Origin of the sequence: Aeromonas sp. 1HA1 (assembly GCF_029237385.1) — a bacterium.
Taxonomy (GTDB): Bacteria; Pseudomonadota; Gammaproteobacteria; order Enterobacterales; family Aeromonadaceae; genus Aeromonas; species Aeromonas popoffii.
In genome coordinates this window covers 1-19,950 of sequence record NZ_JAACGC010000047.1, presented here as the reverse complement: position 1 = coordinate 19,950, position 19,950 = coordinate 1, and the positions used below count along the sequence as shown (strand labels likewise).

At 59.6% G+C, this 19,950-nt stretch carries 16 protein-coding genes and 1 pseudogene; 4 read left to right on the top strand and 13 right to left on the bottom strand.

Annotated elements, in window-relative coordinates; all coding sequences use genetic code 11:
- Positions 1-39: 39 nt before the first annotated feature.
- The 5 genes from rplY to GWQ22_RS14605 form a co-directional block, all read right to left on the bottom strand.
- Entirely contained in the window at positions 40-327 is a 288-nt protein-coding gene (gene rplY, locus GWQ22_RS14625) for a 50S ribosomal protein L25 (RefSeq protein WP_042037696.1), read from the bottom strand.
- Positions 328-433: 106 nt separating this feature from the next.
- The gene (locus GWQ22_RS14620) at positions 434-1,291 is read right to left on the bottom strand and encodes a hypothetical protein (protein ID WP_275930749.1); all 858 of its coding nucleotides are present in this window, start codon (positions 1,289-1,291) and stop codon (positions 434-436) included.
- Between the two features lie 95 nt (positions 1,292-1,386).
- Positions 1,387-5,325 (bottom strand): ATP-dependent RNA helicase HrpA, encoded by a 3,939-nt coding sequence (gene hrpA / locus GWQ22_RS14615; protein WP_275930748.1) that lies wholly within the window; start codon positions 5,323-5,325, stop codon positions 1,387-1,389.
- Between the two features lie 210 nt (positions 5,326-5,535).
- On the bottom strand, positions 5,536-5,958 hold the full coding sequence (locus GWQ22_RS14610) for a CBS domain-containing protein (protein ID WP_275930747.1): 423 nt from the start codon (positions 5,956-5,958) through the stop codon (positions 5,536-5,538).
- 85 nt (positions 5,959-6,043) lie between these two features.
- Positions 6,044-7,114, bottom strand: coding sequence for a helix-turn-helix transcriptional regulator (locus tag GWQ22_RS14605; RefSeq protein ID WP_345893640.1), 1,071 nt, complete (start codon positions 7,112-7,114; stop codon positions 6,044-6,046).
- 598 nt (positions 7,115-7,712) lie between these two features.
- Between GWQ22_RS14605 and GWQ22_RS14600 the strand changes: the two genes are divergently transcribed.
- On the top strand, positions 7,713-9,035 hold the full coding sequence (locus GWQ22_RS14600) for a YjiH family protein (RefSeq protein WP_275930745.1): 1,323 nt from the start codon (positions 7,713-7,715) through the stop codon (positions 9,033-9,035).
- 316 nt (positions 9,036-9,351) lie between these two features.
- Here GWQ22_RS14600 and GWQ22_RS14595 read toward each other — a convergent pair whose 3' ends face one another.
- The 4 genes from GWQ22_RS14595 to GWQ22_RS14580 all read right to left on the bottom strand — a co-directional run bounded on the left by GWQ22_RS14595 (position 9,352) and on the right by GWQ22_RS14580 (position 13,616).
- Complete coding sequence (locus GWQ22_RS14595) at positions 9,352-9,681, bottom strand: YbaB/EbfC family nucleoid-associated protein (RefSeq protein WP_042037688.1); 330 nt, start codon at positions 9,679-9,681, stop codon at positions 9,352-9,354.
- A 125-nt stretch (positions 9,682-9,806) separates the two neighbouring features.
- Positions 9,807-12,380 (bottom strand): DNA polymerase III subunit gamma/tau, encoded by a 2,574-nt coding sequence (gene dnaX / locus GWQ22_RS14590; RefSeq protein WP_275930744.1) that lies wholly within the window; start codon positions 12,378-12,380, stop codon positions 9,807-9,809.
- 179 nt (positions 12,381-12,559) lie between these two features.
- Positions 12,560-13,105, bottom strand: a complete 546-nt coding sequence (gene apt / locus GWQ22_RS14585) for an adenine phosphoribosyltransferase (protein ID WP_101347027.1) — start codon at positions 13,103-13,105, stop codon at positions 12,560-12,562.
- A gap of 133 nt (positions 13,106-13,238) precedes the next feature.
- Positions 13,239-13,616: a YbaN family protein gene (locus GWQ22_RS14580; RefSeq protein ID WP_042037684.1), complete on the bottom strand. Its 378-nt coding sequence runs from the start codon at positions 13,614-13,616 to the stop codon at positions 13,239-13,241.
- 176 nt (positions 13,617-13,792) lie between these two features.
- Here GWQ22_RS14580 and dusC point away from each other — a divergent pair, with 176 nt between their 5' ends.
- From dusC to GWQ22_RS14565, 3 genes and pseudogenes are all read left to right on the top strand, one after another.
- Positions 13,793-14,737: a tRNA dihydrouridine(16) synthase DusC gene (dusC, locus tag GWQ22_RS14575; RefSeq protein ID WP_275930743.1), complete on the top strand. Its 945-nt coding sequence runs from the start codon at positions 13,793-13,795 to the stop codon at positions 14,735-14,737.
- A 97-nt stretch (positions 14,738-14,834) separates the two neighbouring features.
- The gene (locus tag GWQ22_RS14570; protein ID WP_042037682.1) at positions 14,835-15,203 is read left to right on the top strand and encodes an RNA polymerase-binding protein DksA; all 369 of its coding nucleotides are present in this window, start codon (positions 14,835-14,837) and stop codon (positions 15,201-15,203) included.
- 50 nt (positions 15,204-15,253) lie between these two features.
- Positions 15,254-15,403, top strand: a pseudogene (locus tag GWQ22_RS14565) (ABC transporter substrate-binding protein); the annotation flags it as partial.
- A 37-nt stretch (positions 15,404-15,440) separates the two neighbouring features.
- On the opposite strand, the gene rnd reads toward GWQ22_RS14565, so the two are convergent.
- From rnd to GWQ22_RS14545, 4 genes are all read right to left on the bottom strand, one after another.
- A complete protein-coding gene (gene rnd / locus GWQ22_RS14560) occupies positions 15,441-16,553 on the bottom strand; it encodes a ribonuclease D (protein ID WP_181364871.1) in 1,113 nt (370 codons plus the stop codon).
- 81 nt (positions 16,554-16,634) lie between these two features.
- Entirely contained in the window at positions 16,635-18,311 is a 1,677-nt protein-coding gene (gene fadD, locus GWQ22_RS14555; RefSeq protein WP_275930758.1) for a long-chain-fatty-acid--CoA ligase FadD, read from the bottom strand.
- 198 nt (positions 18,312-18,509) lie between these two features.
- Positions 18,510-19,361 (bottom strand): alpha/beta hydrolase, encoded by an 852-nt coding sequence (locus GWQ22_RS14550; protein WP_275930742.1) that lies wholly within the window; start codon positions 19,359-19,361, stop codon positions 18,510-18,512.
- An 8-nt stretch (positions 19,362-19,369) separates the two neighbouring features.
- Positions 19,370-19,840 carry a Slp family lipoprotein gene (locus tag GWQ22_RS14545; protein ID WP_275930757.1) on the bottom strand — a complete coding sequence of 157 codons (471 nt, stop codon included), beginning with the start codon at positions 19,838-19,840 and terminating at the stop codon, positions 19,370-19,372.
- Positions 19,841-19,950: the final 110 nt, after the last annotated feature.

The window sequence follows — 19,950 nt, the reverse complement described above, 5'->3', positions numbered from 1 at the left end:
ACTCCTGAGAGTGGCTTTTTTCAACTGGATAGCTCGCGATTAAACGCGAACGAAGTCCAGGTGAACCAGCTTCGGCTTAACCGGGTGACGCTGGATAGCCTTCACTTTAACGCTGACTTCTTCACCGTTGATGACCAGGGTCAGCACGGATTCGTAGAATTCCGGCTTCTCTTGGGCAATGATGAATTTTTTGTGGTCAACAGTGATGGACTGAGCTTCTTTGCCGGCACCGTAGATGATGGCAGGAACTTGGTCAGCGTGACGCAGGCGGCGGCTCGCACCTTTCCCCAGGTCAGAACGGACTTCAGCTTGGAATACGAAAGACATAGTGGTTATCTCATATAGATGAATTTATGGTGCTGACTGCGACCGGTCAGCACCTCGCAAAACGAGGGCGCATACTAGCACGGGCCCAGAACAGTAACAAGAGACCTTAACGCCCCTGCTCCAGCCGAACAAACCGCTGTTGTCGCTCTGCCGCACTCAGGGCATCGAAGCGGGCCAGGGTCTGGGGAGCCGGACAGTAGAGGGTATCCCCCGCCTTGACCCGGATGCTGTTGCCCATCAGCGGGCGATTGTCATCAACGATGGCCAACAGATAGCTGTAAGTGTCTCCCGCCGCCCCGGTGACAGTGCCATTTTGGGCCAGGGTGGCGGCGATGCGCCACAGTGTCTCCCCGGATGCCACCTGATGACAGACCCGCTTGCCATTGCCGACCGCTGGCGCCGAGAGCGTCAGCGTCTCACCGCTGGGGGATGCGTTCACCGCAGGCGTCACCTCGCCATGGGCAACATGGACCAGCAGGGTATCCGGTGCGCGCCAGGCTGCGTTCAGGGCCAGGCTCACACCCTGCGGCTCTGCGCCCAAACTGGCCGCGCGCGGCTGACCCGGCATCGCTGGCGGCGTGAATTCAGCCATGAAGGGGACCCCCAGACTGGCCACCGCCTGCTCGCCATAATGCGGTGACGTGACAGGCGCGATGGGTGCCAAGCCATAAGCGGCCTCATCGATGCGCCTGAGCCTGGCAAGATACGCCTTGGAGAGCTGCGCCTCCCCCTCAAACAGATCGAAGGGCGGCACCAGCCGGGCCGGAAACAGCACCTGCCAGCGCCCCTTCTTCTGCTTGAGTTCGAGCAGGGGGAACTGATTGCCCCGCCAGGCCACGAACATGGCCGGCGGGGAGCGATGCAGCGGGTAATATTCCGGGTTCAACTGCACCCAGGTTTGCTCTGCAATAGGCTGGTAACCGCTGATCACCACCTGCGCCACACTCAACCAGATCCCCAGCATCCTTGCCTCCCTGACTTGTGGTTTGAAGGGGCCATCTGACTGGCAGCCCCTCCTCATAAAACGATATCACGCTGTTAAAACAGACAGATAGCAGCTTAGCACTGGGCGATGGCGTTAAGCACCCGTTTATCTGACACCGGATAGGGAGTCCCCAGATTCTGGGCAAAAAATGACACCCGCAGCTCCTCGATCATCCAGCGGATATTGGCCACCTCGGCGGGGATCAGCTGGGATGTTGGGATCTTGGCCAGCAGCCCCTTGTAATCGGCCTCCACGCTCTGCACCTTGAGCATGTAAACCCGATCCCGGTTGGGATCGATGGCCAACTTTTCCATCCTGCGCTCAATGGCGCGCAAGTAACGCAGCAAGTCCGGCAGACGCTGCCAGCCGGTCTCGGTCACAAAGCCTTTATGGATCAGTTTGTCGAGCTGGAGCTGAATATCTGACATGGCGAACGCGGTATCGAGCTGCATCTTGCCCTTGAGCCGCTTCTTGATCTCATGGGAGAGGGTCAGCACTGCCTCTACCTGCTTGGCCACCTCCACCACGGCATCGTTGAGCTCGGCGCGCACGAACTCCTTGAGCGCCTCGAACCCCGCCTCGTCCCATGCCAGGCCACCGTGGCGCTCGATGAGCTTGTCGCAGCCGCAGGCGATGCAGTCATCAATCAGCTCCGCCACCTTGCCAAACGGGTTGAAGTAGAGCCCGAGCTTGGCTTTGTTGGGCAGCTTCTCCTGCAGGTACTTGATGGGGGATGGCACGTTGAGCAGCACCAGCCGGCGCTGACCCGCCCACATCAGTTGCTGCTGGGCCACCGGACTCTCCACCAGCTGGATGGAAACAGAGTCCTTCTCATCCACCAGCGCCGGATAGGCCTTCACTTTGAAGCCACCGCGCTTCTGGCTGTACTCCTGGGGCAGCTCGCCAAAGCTCCACAGGGTCAGGCCGGATTGCTCTATATCGTCATCCGCCACTTGCGACAGCGTCTCCTGCACCTTGCCACGCAGGGATTCTTTCAGCGCCTCCAGATCTTTCCCTTCCGCCACCTGCTTGTGCTTGTCATCCACTACCCGAAAGGTGAGCTTCAGGTGATCGGGCACCGCATTCCAGTCCCACGACTCGCGAGGCACTGTGACCCCGGTCATCCGCCGCAGCTGGCGCTCCATCTCGTCCAGCAGCGGCCCCTGCTCGGGGTTGAGACTGGCGAGCAGCGCGTCGGCATAGTTGGGCGCCGGCACGAAGTTCTTGCGCATTGGCTTTGGCATCGACTTGATGAGGGCCACCAGCAGCTCATGGCGCAGCCCGGGGATCAACCACTCAAACCCTTTCACTTCCACCTGATTGAGCAGCGGCAGCGGAATGTGCAGGGTGACGCCGTCCGCCGCCTCCCCCGGTTCGAACTGGTAGCTCAATTTGAGCTTGAGACGTCCCTGCTGCCAGAAGTTGGGGTAGTCGAGATCGCTGATGTGGGCCGCATCCCCCTTCATCAACATCTCTTTCTCGAAGTTGAGCCGCTCGGGATCCTGCTTTTGCGCCTCCTTCCACCACTTGTCGAAGTGGCGGCTTGATATCACCTCCTCCGGCAAACGGGCATCGTAGAAGCGGAACAGATCCTCGTCATCCACCAGGATGTCGCGGCGGCGGGATTTGTGCTCCAGCGCCTCTACTTCGGCCAGCAGCTTGCGGTTTTCGCCAAAGAAACGGTGACGGGTCTCGAAATCCCCCTCCACCAGCGCGCGACGAATAAACAGCTCGCGGCACAGGGCCGGATCGAGGCGGCTGAAGTTGATGGTGCGCTCATTGACCAGGGTCAGGCCATAGAGGGTCACCTTCTCCTTGGCCATCACGGCGCCATTTTTCTTCGACCAGTGCGGGTCGCTGTGGTGCAGCTTGATGAGATGCGCCGCCAGCGGTTCCACCCATTCCGGTTCGATCTTGGCATTGACCCGGGCGTAGAGACGCGAGGTCTCTACCAATTCTGCGGCCATCACCCACTTGGGCGGCTTCTTGAACAGGCCCGACGCCGGGAAAAGGTGGAAGCGGCCGTTGCGGGCACCGAGAAACTCGGGTTTCTCAAGATCCTTGTTGCCAATATGGCTCAAGAGACCGGTCAGCAGGGCGCAGTGCACCGTCTTGAAATCTGCCGGTTCATGGTTGGCCTTGAAACCCAACTCTTTCACCGTCTGGCGCAGCTGAAAGTGGATATCCTGCCACTCGCGCACCCGCAGGTAAGAGAGAAACTCCTTCTGGCACATGCGGCGGAACGGGTTGCTGCCGAGCGCATCCTGTTGCTCTTTCAGGTAGTGCCACAGATTGACGAAGGCGAGGAAATCCGAATCCTTGTCTTCAAAGCGTCTGTGCTGCTCATCGGCGGCCTGCTTCTTCTCCATGGGCCGCTCGCGGGGATCCTGGATACTGAGGCCCGCCGTGATCACCATGACTTCGCTCAAGCAGCCGGTTTGCGCCGCCGTGATCACCATCTTCGCCAGACGCGGATCAAGGGGGATGCGCGACAGCTGACGACCAATGTCGGTCAACTGCAACTTGGGCTCCTGATCCTGGCCGGCTTGCTGGGCGGCGAGGTGACGAGCAGGCAGTTCACGCACCGCCTCCAGCTCCTTGAGCAGGCTCAGGCCATCCTTGATGTGGCGTGACTCGGGCGGCTCGACGAAGGGGAAAGCCTCCATGTTGCCAAGCCCCAGCGCCAGCATCTGCAGAATGACGGAGGCCAGGTTGGTGCGCAGGATCTCGGGATCGGTAAAAGCCGGACGACCGTTGAAATCCTCCTCCGAGTAGAGGCGGATACAGATACCGTCCGCCACCCGGCCGCAGCGCCCCTTGCGCTGGTTGGCACTGGCCTGGGAGACAGGCTCGATAGGCAGGCGCTGCACCTTGGTGCGCCAGGAGTAACGGCTGATCCGGGCAGTACCCGGATCGATGACGTAGCGAATGCCCGGCACCGTCAGCGAGGTCTCCGCCACGTTGGTGGCGAGCACGATCCGCCGGCCGGCGTGTTGCTGGAACACCTTGTTCTGCTCGGCGTTGGAGAGGCGGGCATAGAGCGGCAGCACCTCGGTATCGCGCAGGTTGAGCTTGCGCAGAGCCTCCGTGGTATCGCGGATCTCCCGCTCGCCATTCATGAAGATGAGGATATCCCCCAGCCCTTCGCGGGCCAGCTCCTCCACCGCATCGAAGATGCCCTGCAGCTCGTCGCGCTCCTCCAGCCCTTCACTCTTGTCGCCGGTTTTTTTATCGACAAACAGGGGGCGATAACGCACATCGACGGGATAGGTGCGGCCGGAAACCTCGATCACCGGCGCCTTGTTGAAATGACGTGAGAAACGCTGGGGGTCTATGGTGGCCGAGGTGATGATCACCTTGAGATCGGGGCGCCTTGGCAGCAGCTGCTTCAAGTAGCCCAAGATGAAGTCGATGTTGAGGCTGCGCTCGTGGGCCTCATCGATGATGATGGTGTCGTACTGGGTGAGCATACGGTCGTTCTGGATCTCCGCCAGCAAGATACCGTCTGTCATCAGCTTGATGTGGGTCTGCTCGCTCACCTGATCGGTAAAGCGCACCTTATAACCCACGTAGTGGCCGAGCTCGGACTCCATCTCTTCTGCAATACGGGCTGCAACCGTTCGGGCCGCGAGGCGCCGCGGCTGGGTGTGGCCGATGAAGCCCTTCACTCCGCGCCCGAGCGAGAGACAAATCTTGGGGATCTGGGTGGTCTTGCCCGAGCCGGTTTCACCGGCGATGATCACCACCTGATGTTCACTGATCGCCTTGGCGATCTCCGCCTGCTTCTGGCTGACCGGCAAATTGGCCGGATAGGTGACCTTGGGCACGCCCGCCAGACGAGACTGGTAACGCGCCTGTGCGACATCCAGATCCGCAGCTATGGTCTCAAGCACGGCAGCCTGCTTGCCCTCAGGCAGCTTTTTGACCCCGTGCAGACGACTGGAAAGACGGCGGGCATCGAGATTCATGCAGGCAGAAAGACGGCGGCGCAGCGCCTCGATAGAGAGAGACAAGGTACGAATTCCTTAAATGAGTGCCCAGAGGGGCCATATCGACAAGCTTCGAGAGATCCTAAAGAGCGAGGAAGAGCGGTGCAAGCCTTAAAGCGATTGGGATGGCGATGAAAACCGGAATAACGGGCGTTTGGACAGAAGTATCTGAATGACCTGAATAAAAAGAGCAGGCCGCGGCCTGCTCCCGATGACTCATGACACTCAATCCGATCAGGCCCGGGCCTTGTGTACGAAACAGGTACCCAGCTGGGCGTGGATCGCCAGCATCACATTGTGACGACTGATCACCCCGAGCAGATGCCCCTCCTCCACCACAGGATAGATCTTGGGCTTTTGCCCCATCATCATCTCGGCCAGCTCCAGAATGCTGGTGTCGGGCCCGACCGCCAGCACCTCCTTGCGCATCACATCCTTGACCTGGGCCACCTGCTCGCAGTGATAGGCCTCCTTGAGCATGACAGCGATGCAGTCCTGCTCGGAAACCCAGCCGATCAGATGACCCAGCGCATCCACCACAGGGCCACCAAGTTGGTGACTGTTGAGAAACTTTTCGACCGCAGACTGCACCATCATGTCAGCGCTGAACGTGATGGGCCGGGTCTGCATATAATCCTTTGCCTTGAGTGATTCCATTGTGCGTTCCCCCAACCAGCCTCCCGGGCGGGAGGCGCAAGCCGGACACTATGTCCGGCTCACTCCAAGCATAGCTCGCACCCGATCAGGAGATGGATTGCAGCAACAGCAGCAGCTCGTTCTGACTGTGGCAGTCGGTCTTCTTGAACACCCCCTTGAGGGTCGAGCGGACGGTTTCCACCTTGACCCCACGCAGCTCGGCGATGTCGTTGCTGCTGTAACCCTTGCTCATCAGCACCAGCAGCTCCTTCTCGCCTATGGTCAGCGGATAGAGGCTGGCCAGCGCCTCTATGTCGGGATTGAAAGAGTGCTCGGGATCGCGCAGCACGACTTCCACATAGCGCTCGAACCGGCTAAGACCGCTCATCAGCGTACACTGGATCAGCAGCGGCCTTAAATTGGCCTGACGGGAAATAGACATATACGCGCTCGCTCCTGGCAACAAGTAAGCAAAGCCATTCAGGATCTCCTTGAACTGGCGTTGTTGCTCCTTATTGTGCAGCGAAAACATACCATTAACAGACCGTAACTCAACATTCTCATCGGAGATACGATTGAAGGCCACATTGGAATAATGGATATGGCCTTTGTCATCGACGATGGCGCTGGGCTTATTATGGTTTTTAACCAGTTGCTGCAGCTGATAGTTCTGGGTTTCCAGCGCCAGCAAGTTCCAATAATGGTTACTCCAGGCCGCAAAACCAGAATAAACCTCTGCCAGCGAGGAGATATCCTGAGCGCTGAAATCTTCCTGGCTGGCACCACGATAGGTGCACAGGCTGCTAAGACCCCGCCCCTTTACCCGGCAGACCCCCCCGGCCGCAAATTGCGCACCGAAACTGGCAAGCAGCCCCGTCGAATTGGACAGTGTCGTGGCATTGACTATGCCCTGGCAGCCCTTGTCCAGATAGTGATTGAACCACACATCCTGGCGATGGTGCTGTACATAGAACTGCTGCTGTGCCTCTGTCAGCCCACTGGAGAAGAGTTTTATCCCGTCGCTCTTGTCATCATCCCGCAACAGAAACAGCGAAGAACTGCCTGACACATCGGAGCGGAACTGATCCACCACCAACTTAATGTCAGAATCATTAATACCGCACTCATATAACTGGCTTATATAGGGTGATACCCTTTCTTTTGCTAATGCCTTCACTCCCGAACTCCTAATTCTTATTTTTATTGAGGTGGCATCTTACTCTGCAATGAGAAACCCGAAAAGTAGTCAAATGAACAAAGGTTTTATAACTGATCCATAAATAGTAATGATAAAAGTACATAAGGATGGGTGAAAGCGAAAATCTTAAATCCAAGTTAATGTTTTATATGATTTTTGTCGCTATGGATATTTTTATCGTCATCGGGGTTACCACCACGGTGAGATCCTGATCCCATGACAAACCTTGCATTTTTTCCCCTTTGGCCCCAACAACCGACCGGGCTCCAATAAAGATCCCGCCCCCTGCCTCCCCTGGCCTAGTTATTTTGGGTCTGACGATGCCAGCACCATAGCGCCACCTCTGCCTGACTGCACTCATCCCCTTTACTGCCCATCTATCCAGCCACGCTGTTATCGCCACTCACCCCCCTTTGCCTCCCATACGCGCAGATCGCCATCTCACGCCAGATCCAATGCGCCAATGTTTCATTTTGGTTAATTTTATGTTTGATTTGTGAGCCACAGACGGTAATGTATATACAATTTACTCGGTCAGATGTCGGGCAGGCGTTACACCACAAGGAGAAATGACGAGATGGAACAGGATAATGTGCTCATCGCCCCCACGAAATCAGGCGCCGGTATCAAGCTGTTGCTGACCAGCCTGCTTGGCATCGCCATCTTTTTCATCCCGTTCGAGCTGGCGGGACGCAGCACCATACTGGTGGATCACCTGGCTGGCTTGCTGATGGCACAGCGGCCATTGGCTTTGGGATTGATCCTGTTACTGATCGCTTATGGGGCCGTGACTCCGCTGCTGGATGGCCGCTGGCGCGCGCGTCCCATCGACAGACTCCTGAGCCTGTTCAAGCTGCTCGGTCTTGGTCTGGCGTTGATGTATGTCGCCGAGCTGGGACCGGCCTGGCTGATGACCCCGGATCGCCTGCCCTTTCTGTTCGACAAGCTGGCCATGTCGGTCGGCCTCATCGTGCCCATCGGTGCCATGGCCCTCACCTTCCTGCTCGGCTTCGGTCTGCTGGAACTGATCGGGGTACTGATGCAGCCCGTGATGCGGCCGTTATGGCGCACACCGGGGCACTCCGCCATTGATGCGGTAGCCTCGTTCGTCGGCAGCTATTCGGTTGGGCTGCTCATCACCAACCGGGTCTTCCTCGCGGGCAAATACACGGTGCGGGAAGCCGTCATCATAGCCACCGGGTTTTCCACCGTGTCGGCCGCCTTCATGATCATTGTGGCCAAGACCCTCAACCTGATGGAACACTGGAACTTCTATTTCTGGTCCACCCTGGTGATCACCTTTGTCATCACCGCCATTCTGGCGCGCGTGCCCCCTATCTCCAACATGGCCCATCACGGGGAAACCGATGAGCCACTGCCAGCCGGCATGCGCCGCTGGCAAGCTGCACTGGCATCCGGGCTGAGCCAATCCAGTCAGGCAGACCCCCTGCTGCGCCAGTTGCAAGACAACCTCAAGGATGGCCTCAGCATGGCGGCCGCCGTGGTGCCCACCATATTGTCGGTCGGCCTGCTCGGCCTGTTGCTGGCGCAGCATACCCCCTTGTTCGACCTGTTGGGCTGGCTACTGTGGCCCCTGACCTGGTTGCTTGATCTGGGCGAGCCACTGGAGACCGCCAGATCGCTCTCGGCCGGGCTGGCAGAGATGTTCCTGCCCGCCATCCTGCTCAAAGATGCGGATCTGCTGGTGCGCTATGTCACCGCCGTGATCTCGGTCAGCTCTGTCCTCTTCTTCTCCGCCTCTATCCCCTGCATCCTGGCCACCAGGATCCCGGTGAGCGTGAGCCAGCTGGTGGTGATCTGGCTCCTGCGTACCCTGCTCGGCATAGTGCTGGCAGCACTCTGCGGCAAGCTGGCCATGGCGGCAGGCTGGCTGAGTTAAGCGAGGTGGAACACCCTGGTGGGGAAACGCAAGCACGTGCACCAACCAAGAAGGCGCCCGAGGGCGCCTTCACTTTTTGGCACAGCAGCCATAACGCCCGCCGCAACAGGGGCTGACTTGGCACGCACGCCATAAAAAAACGCAGCTGATACAGAGTGCCTGCATCAACTGCGTCCTGGTCATGCTTGATGAGGCTTGCCATGCCAGATGGGGAACGTACGAAACACCCACCCTGCGTCACATCGCGAGAGCATCAGATCTGCCTGGCCCTTAGCCCGCGCTGCCCTATCGAAGCATTGGATTTACGTCGACATGCTTAGAAGGGCAGCTTCATGCCCGGGGGCAGTTGCATGCCGCCGGTCAGCTCACCCATCTTGGTCTTGTTTTGCTCTTCCACACGACGAACGGCATCGTTGACGGCGGCAGCGACCAGATCTTCGATCATCTCTTTGTCATCTTCCATCAGGCTCGGGTCGATCTCGATGCGACGCACACTGTGGCTGCCGGCCATGGTGACCTTGACCATACCAGCACCGGCTTCGCCGACCACTTCCATCTGGGCAAGCTGCTCTTGCATCTTCTGCATGCGCTCTTGCATCTGTTGGGCCTGCTTCATCAGGTTCCCCATTCCACCTTTACCAAACATATGTCGTCTCTCGTCTTGAAATCCGGCATCCAGCGCCGGGCTGTGGGCTTGTCTGTCCTAGATGGGGACAAGCAAACCGCTTTTCAACCGGGCACTGAGCCCGGCATGGGTGTTAAACATCGAATTCAATTGCTTAGCGGCTCTATGCTCTCGTGGTGGAGCATGGCACCAAACCGCTGAACTAAAAACTGCACATTGGGATCCAACTCCAGATCCCGGCTTACCTGCTCGCGCACACCCAAATAGAGGCGGTGCTCTATCTCAAGGGGCGTCTCCTTATCGGGTACCAGGCCCAGGGTCACCTCCACCTGCACGGCCTGACCCAGCTCCGGGCCTATGATCTCGGCCAGATCGGCGCGGGCCCGATCGCTGATCAGGTGGCGCTGCTCAGGCTTGAGGATCAGCTGCACTGTCTCTCCCTGCTGGCTCATGACCGCGTTGATCGCCAGCTGACGCAGCCGACCGCCGACCCCGGTGCGGGCAATCAGCTCGGACCAGGGATCCCCACAGTTGACCAGCAAGGAGGACGGGATCAATCTGGCGACCGCTTCCCCCTCCTCGGGTCGACTGTCGCTCTCCAGTTCATCCCAGTCGATGGCCTCCATCACGGAGGTCGCCGTCGGCTGAGGTGCGATGGCAGCAGTAACCTGGGGCATCGCGGGTGCGGGGCTGGACACGGCAGGCGCTACCTGTGCCCTCGCGGCCGACGTACCGTCCAGATCCCAGGGCGGCAGATCGTCGGGGTTGGGACGAGCGCTGGCGGGAACGGGAGCAGGGGCAGCCTGAGCATAGGCAGGCCCGGCGCTGGCCGCAGGAGCCGCCGGCAACCGGTTCGGCATGGGCGCACTGGCAACCGCATCGCTAAAGCCCTGGCTCAGGTACTCCTCGTAATCGCTGCCACTGTCGTCATAGGCCTCGAGCGGCGGCAGATCCTCATAGCCCGCTACCGCAGTACTCTGGATCGGCGCCACGGCGGCGGGTAGCCAGCCGGGGGATGCTGGTGCAGCAACCGGCGGCACGATCGGGCTGGCCTCGGGGACCGTCACCGGCCTGGTGGGCGCAACACGAGGTGGTGCAGACGCAACGGCGGTTGCCCCTGGCTCACCACGCAGGCGGCTGCGCAGCAGATTGCGCTTGCCCAGCAGGCTCTGCATGCTGGACGCAGCAGAGTGGGCAGCTTCCGGCTCGGCAACGGGAGCGACCTCCATATGAGGCTCAGGGGATAGCGGGGCTGTCAATGAGGCATCCTGCAGCGCGTCGTCACGCCTGCTGACGGGAGCCATTGGCTCACTCGCGCCAGAGGATCCCTCATAGCCCATCTGCTGCGCTTCACGCAGCAGCTCGTCCTGCTCGGCAAACAGCGGCGCGCTCAGCGCGTCGCTGGCATTCTCTTGCTCATCCACAGAGCGAGGGATGACAGGCTCAGCCTGCACAAGGGAGGGCACCCCCGGCGTGAGGGTTGGAGCATCAGTAGAGACAGCCGGTGGGGCCACAGTCGCGGTGGCCGAAGCGGGGGCTGGCTCAACCCCCTGAGGCTTTCCCAGCGGGGCCGGTGCAGTCCTCACACCAGCCACGGGCGACAGAGCGGCAAGGTTGGCCGGGTGCACGGCCTCACGGCGCGGGGAGAAGGCCAGCATGCGCAGGCAGGTCATCTCGAGCGCGGTGCGGCCATCGGGGGCCCAGGGCAGATCCTTACGCCCCCCCAGCACTATCTGGTAGCAGAGCTGCACCTCTTCCGGGCTCATGGCCTGAGCCAGCTGCAACAGGGCATCGGCATCCGCCCCCTGCTCCTGCACTGTGGCGGGCAGTAACTGCGCCATGGCGATGCGATGCAGCAGCCCTTCCAGCTCGGCGTGCAGCTGATCAAAATCGGGCCCCAGGGTCGCAATCTCGGTGATCTTGGCCATGGCCGCCGGAGCATCCTGGCGCAAGATGGCCTCCAGCAACTGGTGCAGGTGGCGGTGATCGAGCGTCCCCAGCATCGCCAGCACACTCTCGAGACGCACACTGCCATTGCCGTGAGCCAGCGCCTGATCGGTCAGGCTCAGGGCATCGCGCATGCTGCCGTCAGCCGATTTGGCCAAGGCTTGCAAAGCGCGCGGCTCGAACGGTTGCCCCTCCTGATCCAGCACCCATTCGAGCTGCTTGGCGATCTGGGTCTGATCCAGACTCTTCAGATGAAACTGCAGGCAGCGAGAGAGGATGGTAATGGGCAGCTTCTGCGGATCCGTGGTGGCCAGCAGGAACTTCACATAGGGGGGCGGCTCTTCCAGGGTTTTGAGCAGGGCGTTGAAGCTGTGGCGCGACAACATGTGCACTTCATCGATGAGGTAGACCTTGAAGCGGCCGCGGGCCGGGCGATACTGCACGTTGTCGAGCAGCTCGCGGGTGTCTTCCACCTTGGTGCGGGACGCCGCATCAATCTCCAGCAGATCAACAAAGTTGCCCTGATCGATCTCGCGGCAGGTGTCGCACACACCGCACGGATGGCTGCTGATCCCCTGCTCACAATTGAGACTCTTGGCCAGAATGCGGGCTATGGTGGTCTTGCCAACCCCACGGGTACCGCTCAGCAGATAGGCATGATGCAGCCGTCCCTGATCCAGGGCGTTGGTCAAGGCGGTCAGCACATGGTGCTGGCCTACCACTTGTTCAAACGTATGGGGGCGCCATTTACGCGCCAGAACCTGATAGCTCATAAGTCTCGATGCAGGGATGACAAGGCATTGAGACAGAATGCTAACACAAATGCCAGGCGGGCTGTATCGGCTATCGGCGAGGGCGGGAGGGATCGCTTGAATTTCAAACCGATGCCCGGATGGGCACCGGTTTCGGGACACGCAACAGGCTGACGAGGCCTGCGTTGCATCCGGGGGGATTACTCGCCAGCCAATTCGACCAGTGAGACGACCTTGATGCCGGCCGCCGTCAGGCGGGCATCGCCGCCCAGAGATGGCAGGGAGATAATGAAAGCCGCATCGGCCACATCACCACCGGCCCGGCGGATGAGCTTGACGGTCGCATCGACGGTACCGCCGGTGGCCAGCAGATCATCGACGACCAGCACCTTGTCACCCGGCACGATGGCATCAGTGTGCAGTTGCAGGGTATCGGTACCGTATTCGAGGGCATAGGACTCCTCGATCACTGCACGGGGCAACTTGCCCGGCTTGCGCACCGGCACAAACCCCAGGCCCATGGCGAAGGCGACCGGTGCACCGAAGATGAAGCCGCGGGCCTCGGTGCCGACGATCTTGGTGATCCCTTGATCACGATAATGCTCAGCCAACAGATCGATGGTAGCTTTGAAGGCCTCCGCGTTCTCTATCAGGCTGGTGATGTCACGAAACAGAATGCCCGGCTTCGGATAGTCGGGGATGGTCTTGATGCTCGCTTCGATAAATTTCAGGGTATCCGGATTCATTGTTTGACCGCTTATTTTTTGAGCCCAGGCGTGGCCGTATTTCTCGATTCCCGCCAGCGGGAAATAAAAAGGCCCGTCACGCAAAAATGACAGGCCGACTCCATAGCATTATTGCCGCAATAGCTTAGGGACTTCACTTCGCCATTGCAACTGGCTCCAGTACCGGCAGACGCATTAACCAGGTGAGCAGGATCACCATTATGACCACCAGCAGCCCCTTGACCCAGAGCAGCGGCACCACCGCCAGCGATACCGAGAAAGTGAGCAGAATGAAGATGATGGCCCGCCGACGGGCATGACGACGAATACCGCGATACTGCTGCCAATCGACGATGGGCGGGCCAAACCAGGGGTGAGCCAGCAGCCAGCGGTGAAAGCGGGGGGACGAACGGGCAAACAGCGCCGCCGCCAACAACATGAAGGGGGTGGTCGGCAACAGGGGCAGCACGATTCCTATGATGCCGGTGACGAATGCCAACCAGCCCAATCCCATCAGACACCAACGTTTCATGGCCGCTCCTCTTCAATTCAGCTCTGCTTAGCGTAACAGAGTTGACCCAAAAGCTGACAACCCAGACCTGCGAGCGTCGGCTGATGAGGCTCAACGAGTGGGCTGATGGCTGACAACGCCGGCCATTGCCACTACAATCTGCGCTCTTTTTTCTCCCCTTGTCTTCGGAAGCAGCTATGCGCGTTATTTTGGCCCCCATGCAGGGGGTGCTGGATCACCTGATGCGGGAGGTACTCACCTCCGTCAACGACTACGACCTCTGCGTCAGCGAGTTTATCCGCGTGGTCGATCAGTTGCTGCCTGCCAAGGTATTTTATCGGCTCGCGCCCGAACTCAAGCAGGGTGGCAAGACCCGCGCCGGCACCCCGGTAAGGGTGCAACTGCTGGGGCAACACCCCGAATGGCTGGCCGAGAACGCGGCACGCGCCATCGAGCTTGGCTCCCCCGGGGTCGATCTCAACTTTGGCTGCCCTGCCACCACGGTGAACAAGAGCAAGGGCGGCGCCGTCTTGCTCAAAGAGCCCGACACCATCTACCGCATCGTCAAGGCGGTGCGGGAGGCGGTGCCAGCCCATCTGCCGGTGAGCGCCAAGATCCGCCTCGGATACGATGACAAGGATCTCTACCTGGAGAACGCCCAGGCCGTCTATCAGGCGGGCGCCAACGAGCTGGCGGTGCATGCGCGCACCAAGCGCGAAGGCTACAAAGCCCCGGCCCACTGGGAGTATGTGGACGCCATCCGCCGCGCCCTGCCCATCCCTGTCACCGCCAACGGCGAGATCTGGGATCATAAAGATGCCCTCACCTGCGCCAGCGTCTCCGGCTGTGATGCGCTCATGGTGGGGCGCGGTGCCATCTCCCTGCCCAACCTGGCCAACGTGATGAAGACCGGCTGCGCCCACATGAGCTGGGCACAGGTGTTGCAGCTGATGGTGAGCTACACCGAGCAGGATCTGGCCAGCGAGAAAGCGGACTATTACCCCAGCCGCATCAAGCAGTGGTTCAGCTACCTCAAGCGGGAATACCCGCAAGCCGACCTGCTGTTTCGCGATATCAGGCTGTTCAAGGAGACGGCTCCCATTCGGGAGGCCTTGCTGCAAGCCTCGAAAGCTGTGATCTAACCGTCTTTTACTTGACGCATATCATCTTGATAATCCTGTTGTCTCCCTATACTGCCCTGGATTTGTAATTCGTCTGTTGGGGGCTAGTGTGTGTGAAATGACGCAAGCTCGGTTGGCCGTGTGGCGTGAGCGCCTGCTGACTGACTGGGCACAAGTAAGAGAAGAGCTGATAGGTCAGCTCAAGGCCTGTCGGCGTGACGAGTGGGCGGAAAAAGTAGATCACTGCGAACGGGATCAGCTGGTAGAGCTGACCAGTCGCCTCGACTTGCCCAAGGTGGAGCAGAGCGTGGCCTGCCTCAAGCGGATTGATGCCGCTCTCTGTCAAATGGATCTGGGGCTCTATGGCATCTGTTCCGATTGCGAAGAGCCGCTTGCCATTGAGCAACTCGAGCTGGATCCGACCCTGCAACGCTGCCCACGCTGCGAAGCCCGCTATCGCAAGGGATTCCACGCCCACGAACTCTGAGGGATGCACATTCGTGCATCCTCGCTTCCAGACTGGTCAGCCTGCCGTTTCTATCCAATCTGATCTATATCCAGCAGACACCCGTGCATTTGATGCTGAACCGCCGCACCACCACGCCACAGCAGTTGCAACGGCTCGACGAGGCCATCAGGGCCCTGCTGCAGAGCCCTGAATATAGGCAGATCCTCGCACGAGATAGAACAATGGGCCCGCTGGGCCCATTGTTGACTGTGTCGCTTATTGTGCCAGCAGATGCCCCACCAGCTCATGACGCCACCCTTGTAGCAGCATGGGCTTGTCAGCGCGAGCACGCTCTTCATCGCTCATACGCCAGCTCCAGGTGAAGTACTGGTGAATGATCTTCTTGCTCGCCACCAGTTCCGGCGGGATGTTGCTGGCCTTGGCTTTCTCCTCCACCATCCCCTTGATGCGCTTGAGCTCGGCCTTGTACTGGGGATAATCCACCAGCCGGCGAATGGGCTCAGGCCAGCCCGCAGGGTCGCTCTGCTGGGCCGTCGCGACTATGTCCAGCATCCGCTTGCCATGGATCTTGATCTCGATGGGAGCCAGCCCCAGCTCATTGAGATCGCGCAGCGACGTGGGTTTGCGCTCCGCCACCTTGAACAGATGCAGCTCCTTGACCACGAAGTTAAGGGCCAGATCGCGGCGCACCGCCTCTTGCTGACGCCAGGCAGCCAGCTCGCGCAGTATGGCCAGTTCACGGCGTCCCAGTTGCCAGGCGTTGATGATGTCGAGATAGGCCTGACGGGGATCGCAGCCCTGGGTCTTGCGGGCCGAGTGGTTCTGGCACTCCTGCTCGAACCAGGCAAACTTGCCGCTCTCGTGCAGCTGGGCCATCACCTTCTCGTAGAGCGGCATCAGGTAGAACACATCAGCCGCCGCATATTCGAGCTGACGCTCGGTGAGCGGACGAGCCAGCCAATCGGTACGAGCCTGATCCTTGACCAGCTCCACGCCGAGAAAATCCTTGGCCAGGGCGCCAAAACCGACCGACACACCATAGCCCAGAAAGGCCGTCGCCAGCTGAGTGTCGTGCATCTGATTGGGCAGATGGCCAGCCTCGTGCTGGATCAGCTCCAGGTCTTCGCCGGAGGCGTGCAGTATGGCGATCTGCCCTGCCCGGCCAAGCCGTTGCCAGAGGGGCGCGAGGTTCAGAGCCAGGGGATCCAGCAGGGCCAGATGCTCGCCATCATAGATCTGGAACAGGCCCAGCTGGGGGTAATAGGTGCGGGTGCGGACGAATTCAGTATCGATGGCCAGGGGAACGTCGGCCAGGGAAGCGAGATATTGTTCCAGTTCGGCTTGCTGTGAAATGAGTTGATAGTGCATCTTTGCCTGCGCGTTGATCAGGGCCAAAAGAAAAAACCGTGGCATGACCCACGGTTTTGCATGACAGCGGCGGATCGCCCGTTATTGCTTGGCAATTTCCTCGTCGCGCAGCACGCGGCGCAGGATCTTGCCCACATTGGTCTTGGGAAGTTCGTCGCGAAATTCTACCAGTTTCGGCACCTTATAGGCAGTCAGATGTGTGCGGCAGTGGGCAATAATCTCGTCCTCCTGCAGTTTTGCATCTTTTTTGACCACGAAGATCTTCACCAGCTCGCCGGAAACCTTGTGCGGCACGCCAACCGCAGCCACTTCCAGCACCTTGGGGTGAAGCGCCACCACGTCTTCGATCTCGTTCGGATAGACGTTGAAACCCGAGACCAGGATCATGTCCTTCTTGCGATCGACGATCTTGAAAAAACCTTGCTCGTCACACACGGCGATGTCGCCGGTACAGAGCCAGCCATCCTGCATCACCTCGGCAGTGGCCTCGGGACGCTGCCAGTAGCCCACCATCACCTGGGGGCCGCGCACCTGCATCTCGCCGGGCTTGCCACATTCGGTGATCACCTGACCGGCGTCATCCACCAGACGGATGTCGGTGGAGCAGACCGGCAGACCGATGGAGCCGTTGTAGTCGAGCAGATCGTAGGGGCAGACGCTCACCAGCGGCGAACACTCGGTCAGGCCATAACCTTCCAGCAGCGGGGTGTCGGTCAGCCCCTTCCACTGTTCGGCGACCGCCCGTTGCACAGCCATGCCCCCCCCTATGGTCAGCTTCAACTTGCCAAAATCCATCGACTGGAATTCGCCGTTGTTGACCAGGGCATTGAACAGGGTGTTGACCCCTGTGATGCAGGTGAAGGGGTATTTTCTGATCTCTTTGACAAAGCCCGGGATGTCGCGCGGGTTGCTGATGAGCAAGTTGTATCCCCCCAGGCGCATGAACAGCAGGCAGTTCACGGTCAGGGCGAAAACATGATAGAGCGGCAGTGCCGTGACCACGAACTCCTTGCCCCGTGCCAGCATGAGGCCGTAGACGCCGAGGCACTGCTCGACGTTGGCAATCATGTTGCGATGGGTCAGCATGGCCCCCTTGGAGAGGCCAGTGGTGCCGCCGGTGTACTGCAGGAAGGCGAGATCATCGTTGGTGATCTCGGGCTTGATGTACTGCAGGTAGCGCCCCTTGGAGAGGGCCTGACGCATGGTGCTGGCGTGGGGCAGGTTGTATTTGGGTACCAGCTTTTTGACGTATTTCACCACAAAGTTGACCAGGGTGCCTTTTGCCAGCCCCAGGTTGTCGCCCATGCGGGTCAGGATGACGTGCTTGATTGGGGTGTCGTAGACCACTTTTTCCAGGGTATGGGCAAAGTTGGAGACGATGACGATGGCCTTGGCCCCCGAGTCCTTGAGCTGATGCTCCAGCTCGCGCGGGGTATAGAGCGGATTGACGTTCACCACTATCATACCGGCGCGCAGTATGCCGAACACGGCGATGGGGTATTGCAACAGGTTCGGCATCATCACAGCCACCCGATCCCCCTGGCTGAGCTTGAGCTCGCTTTGCAGGTAGGCGGCAAAGGCGCGGGACTGCTCTTCCAGTCGGCGGTAGGTGATGGTTTGCCCCATGTTGACGAAGGCAGGCTGATCGGCAAACTCGGTCACCGATGCCTCAAACATGTCGACCAGGGAGCTGTATTGGTCTGGGTTGATCTCGGCGGGAACCCCTTGTGGATAACGCTTCAGCCAGACTTTTTCCACGAACTTCTCCTGCATAACTAGCACCTGTGCGCTCACTGTATTGCCTCCGTCCCTGTTCACATCCAATTCAATCGGTCGTTTTAAGCTCATGCTCTAATGTCACCCATATTTACATAGGGCCACATCAATTAACAGCGAATTAACAACGGATACGTGTGAGGGGGAAAACAAACCTGGAATGATTGAAAGCCGGTGATTCTAGCGAATTTGACAAAATTTTTCGATACAAACGGCGGTATCGGCCGAGTTTTCCATATGAAAATGATGGTTTCCCGCCAAAACGACCATTTCTATTTGCTCGAATGCGCCATGACGCAACTGCCACTGCGCCAGCAGGCTGGCAAAGCCATGCTCGCCCCGGATAAACAGCACAGGGCAGCGGATGGCACGGATCAGCGCCTGGGCCTGCCCCTCACCCATGCGCAGTGGCGACAATTCCCGCAAACGGGGATCGCTGCGCCAATGCCAGCGCCCTGCCCGCTCCACCTGTTGTCGCTCGCAGATAAGCCGCACCGCCTGCGGCGTGATATCCGCCACCTTGCAACGGGCGGCCACCGCTTCATCAACCGAGGCAAAGCCGTTGGCACTGCGTTCACGGGTGCGACTGCGATTTAAAATCGCCCGCCGCAACTGCGCCGGCACCTCCTCATCGGGCTGGCTGAGCGGGCCCAACCCCTCCAGCATGATGAGCCGCTCCACCTGCTCGGGAAAGACGCCGGCATAGGCAGACGCAATCAATGCCCCCAGGGAGTGGCCAAGTAGATTGAAACGCGACCAGCCTGCCGCCTGAACGATCTGGTAGAGATCATCAAGCCAGTCCACAAAAACATAGGGGGTGGTTTTGTGATCGGAGTGACCATGACCTGGCAGATCGACACAGATGAGATGAAAGTCCCCCAGATACGGGGCCAGCGGCAAGAAGCTGGCGCTGTTGTCGAGCCAGCCATGCAAGGCGATCAGCAGCGGCTTGCCCTGCTGCTCGTTGTCAAGCAAAGCCACCCGGCGACCATCGGCCAGGGTGAGCATTTTTTCCTGCATGATGATTGTCATGAGCAACCTTAGCGACGCAGCGGCCGTCTCGGCCAGAAGGGATCATAGAAGGGGTCGTAGAAGTAAGGATCCATATAGCGGATCTCTACCTCCTTCACCGGCGGCCACAGCTTGCTGGAGGTGGCATCGATCACCGAGAAACGGTACTTGTGCTCGCCAATCTGGCCATCCACCGGCTGAGCTATGGTGCCGAGCACCGTCAGGCTGCGCCCCTTGGCGTAAAGGGTCGGGTCGACGAAGCCCTGCATGATGGCCAGAAAGCGGCCCGGACTCTGCTCGGTCTGCTCCGGAACCCCGTTGGATTCGAGCGGCAGATAAACTACCTCGATGACGCTCTGATCCGCCTTGTTCTGTACCGCCGAGATGACGCCGCTCCAGCGGGCCGGTTTGCCCTCCATCCCGCCAAGGGCGGGCTGATAGGCAACCAGCTGGTTTGCCGGCTCATAAGCCAGCTCCTTCGGAACCTGTCTCTTGATCAGATCTTGATCCCCGAAGCCATCATCTCTTTGGCGGCAATAAAGCCGTCCAGTTTACTTTGCAGTGTTTGCCAGCCTTCCCAGAGTGAGCTCCAGCCTGCAATCCCTGTTCG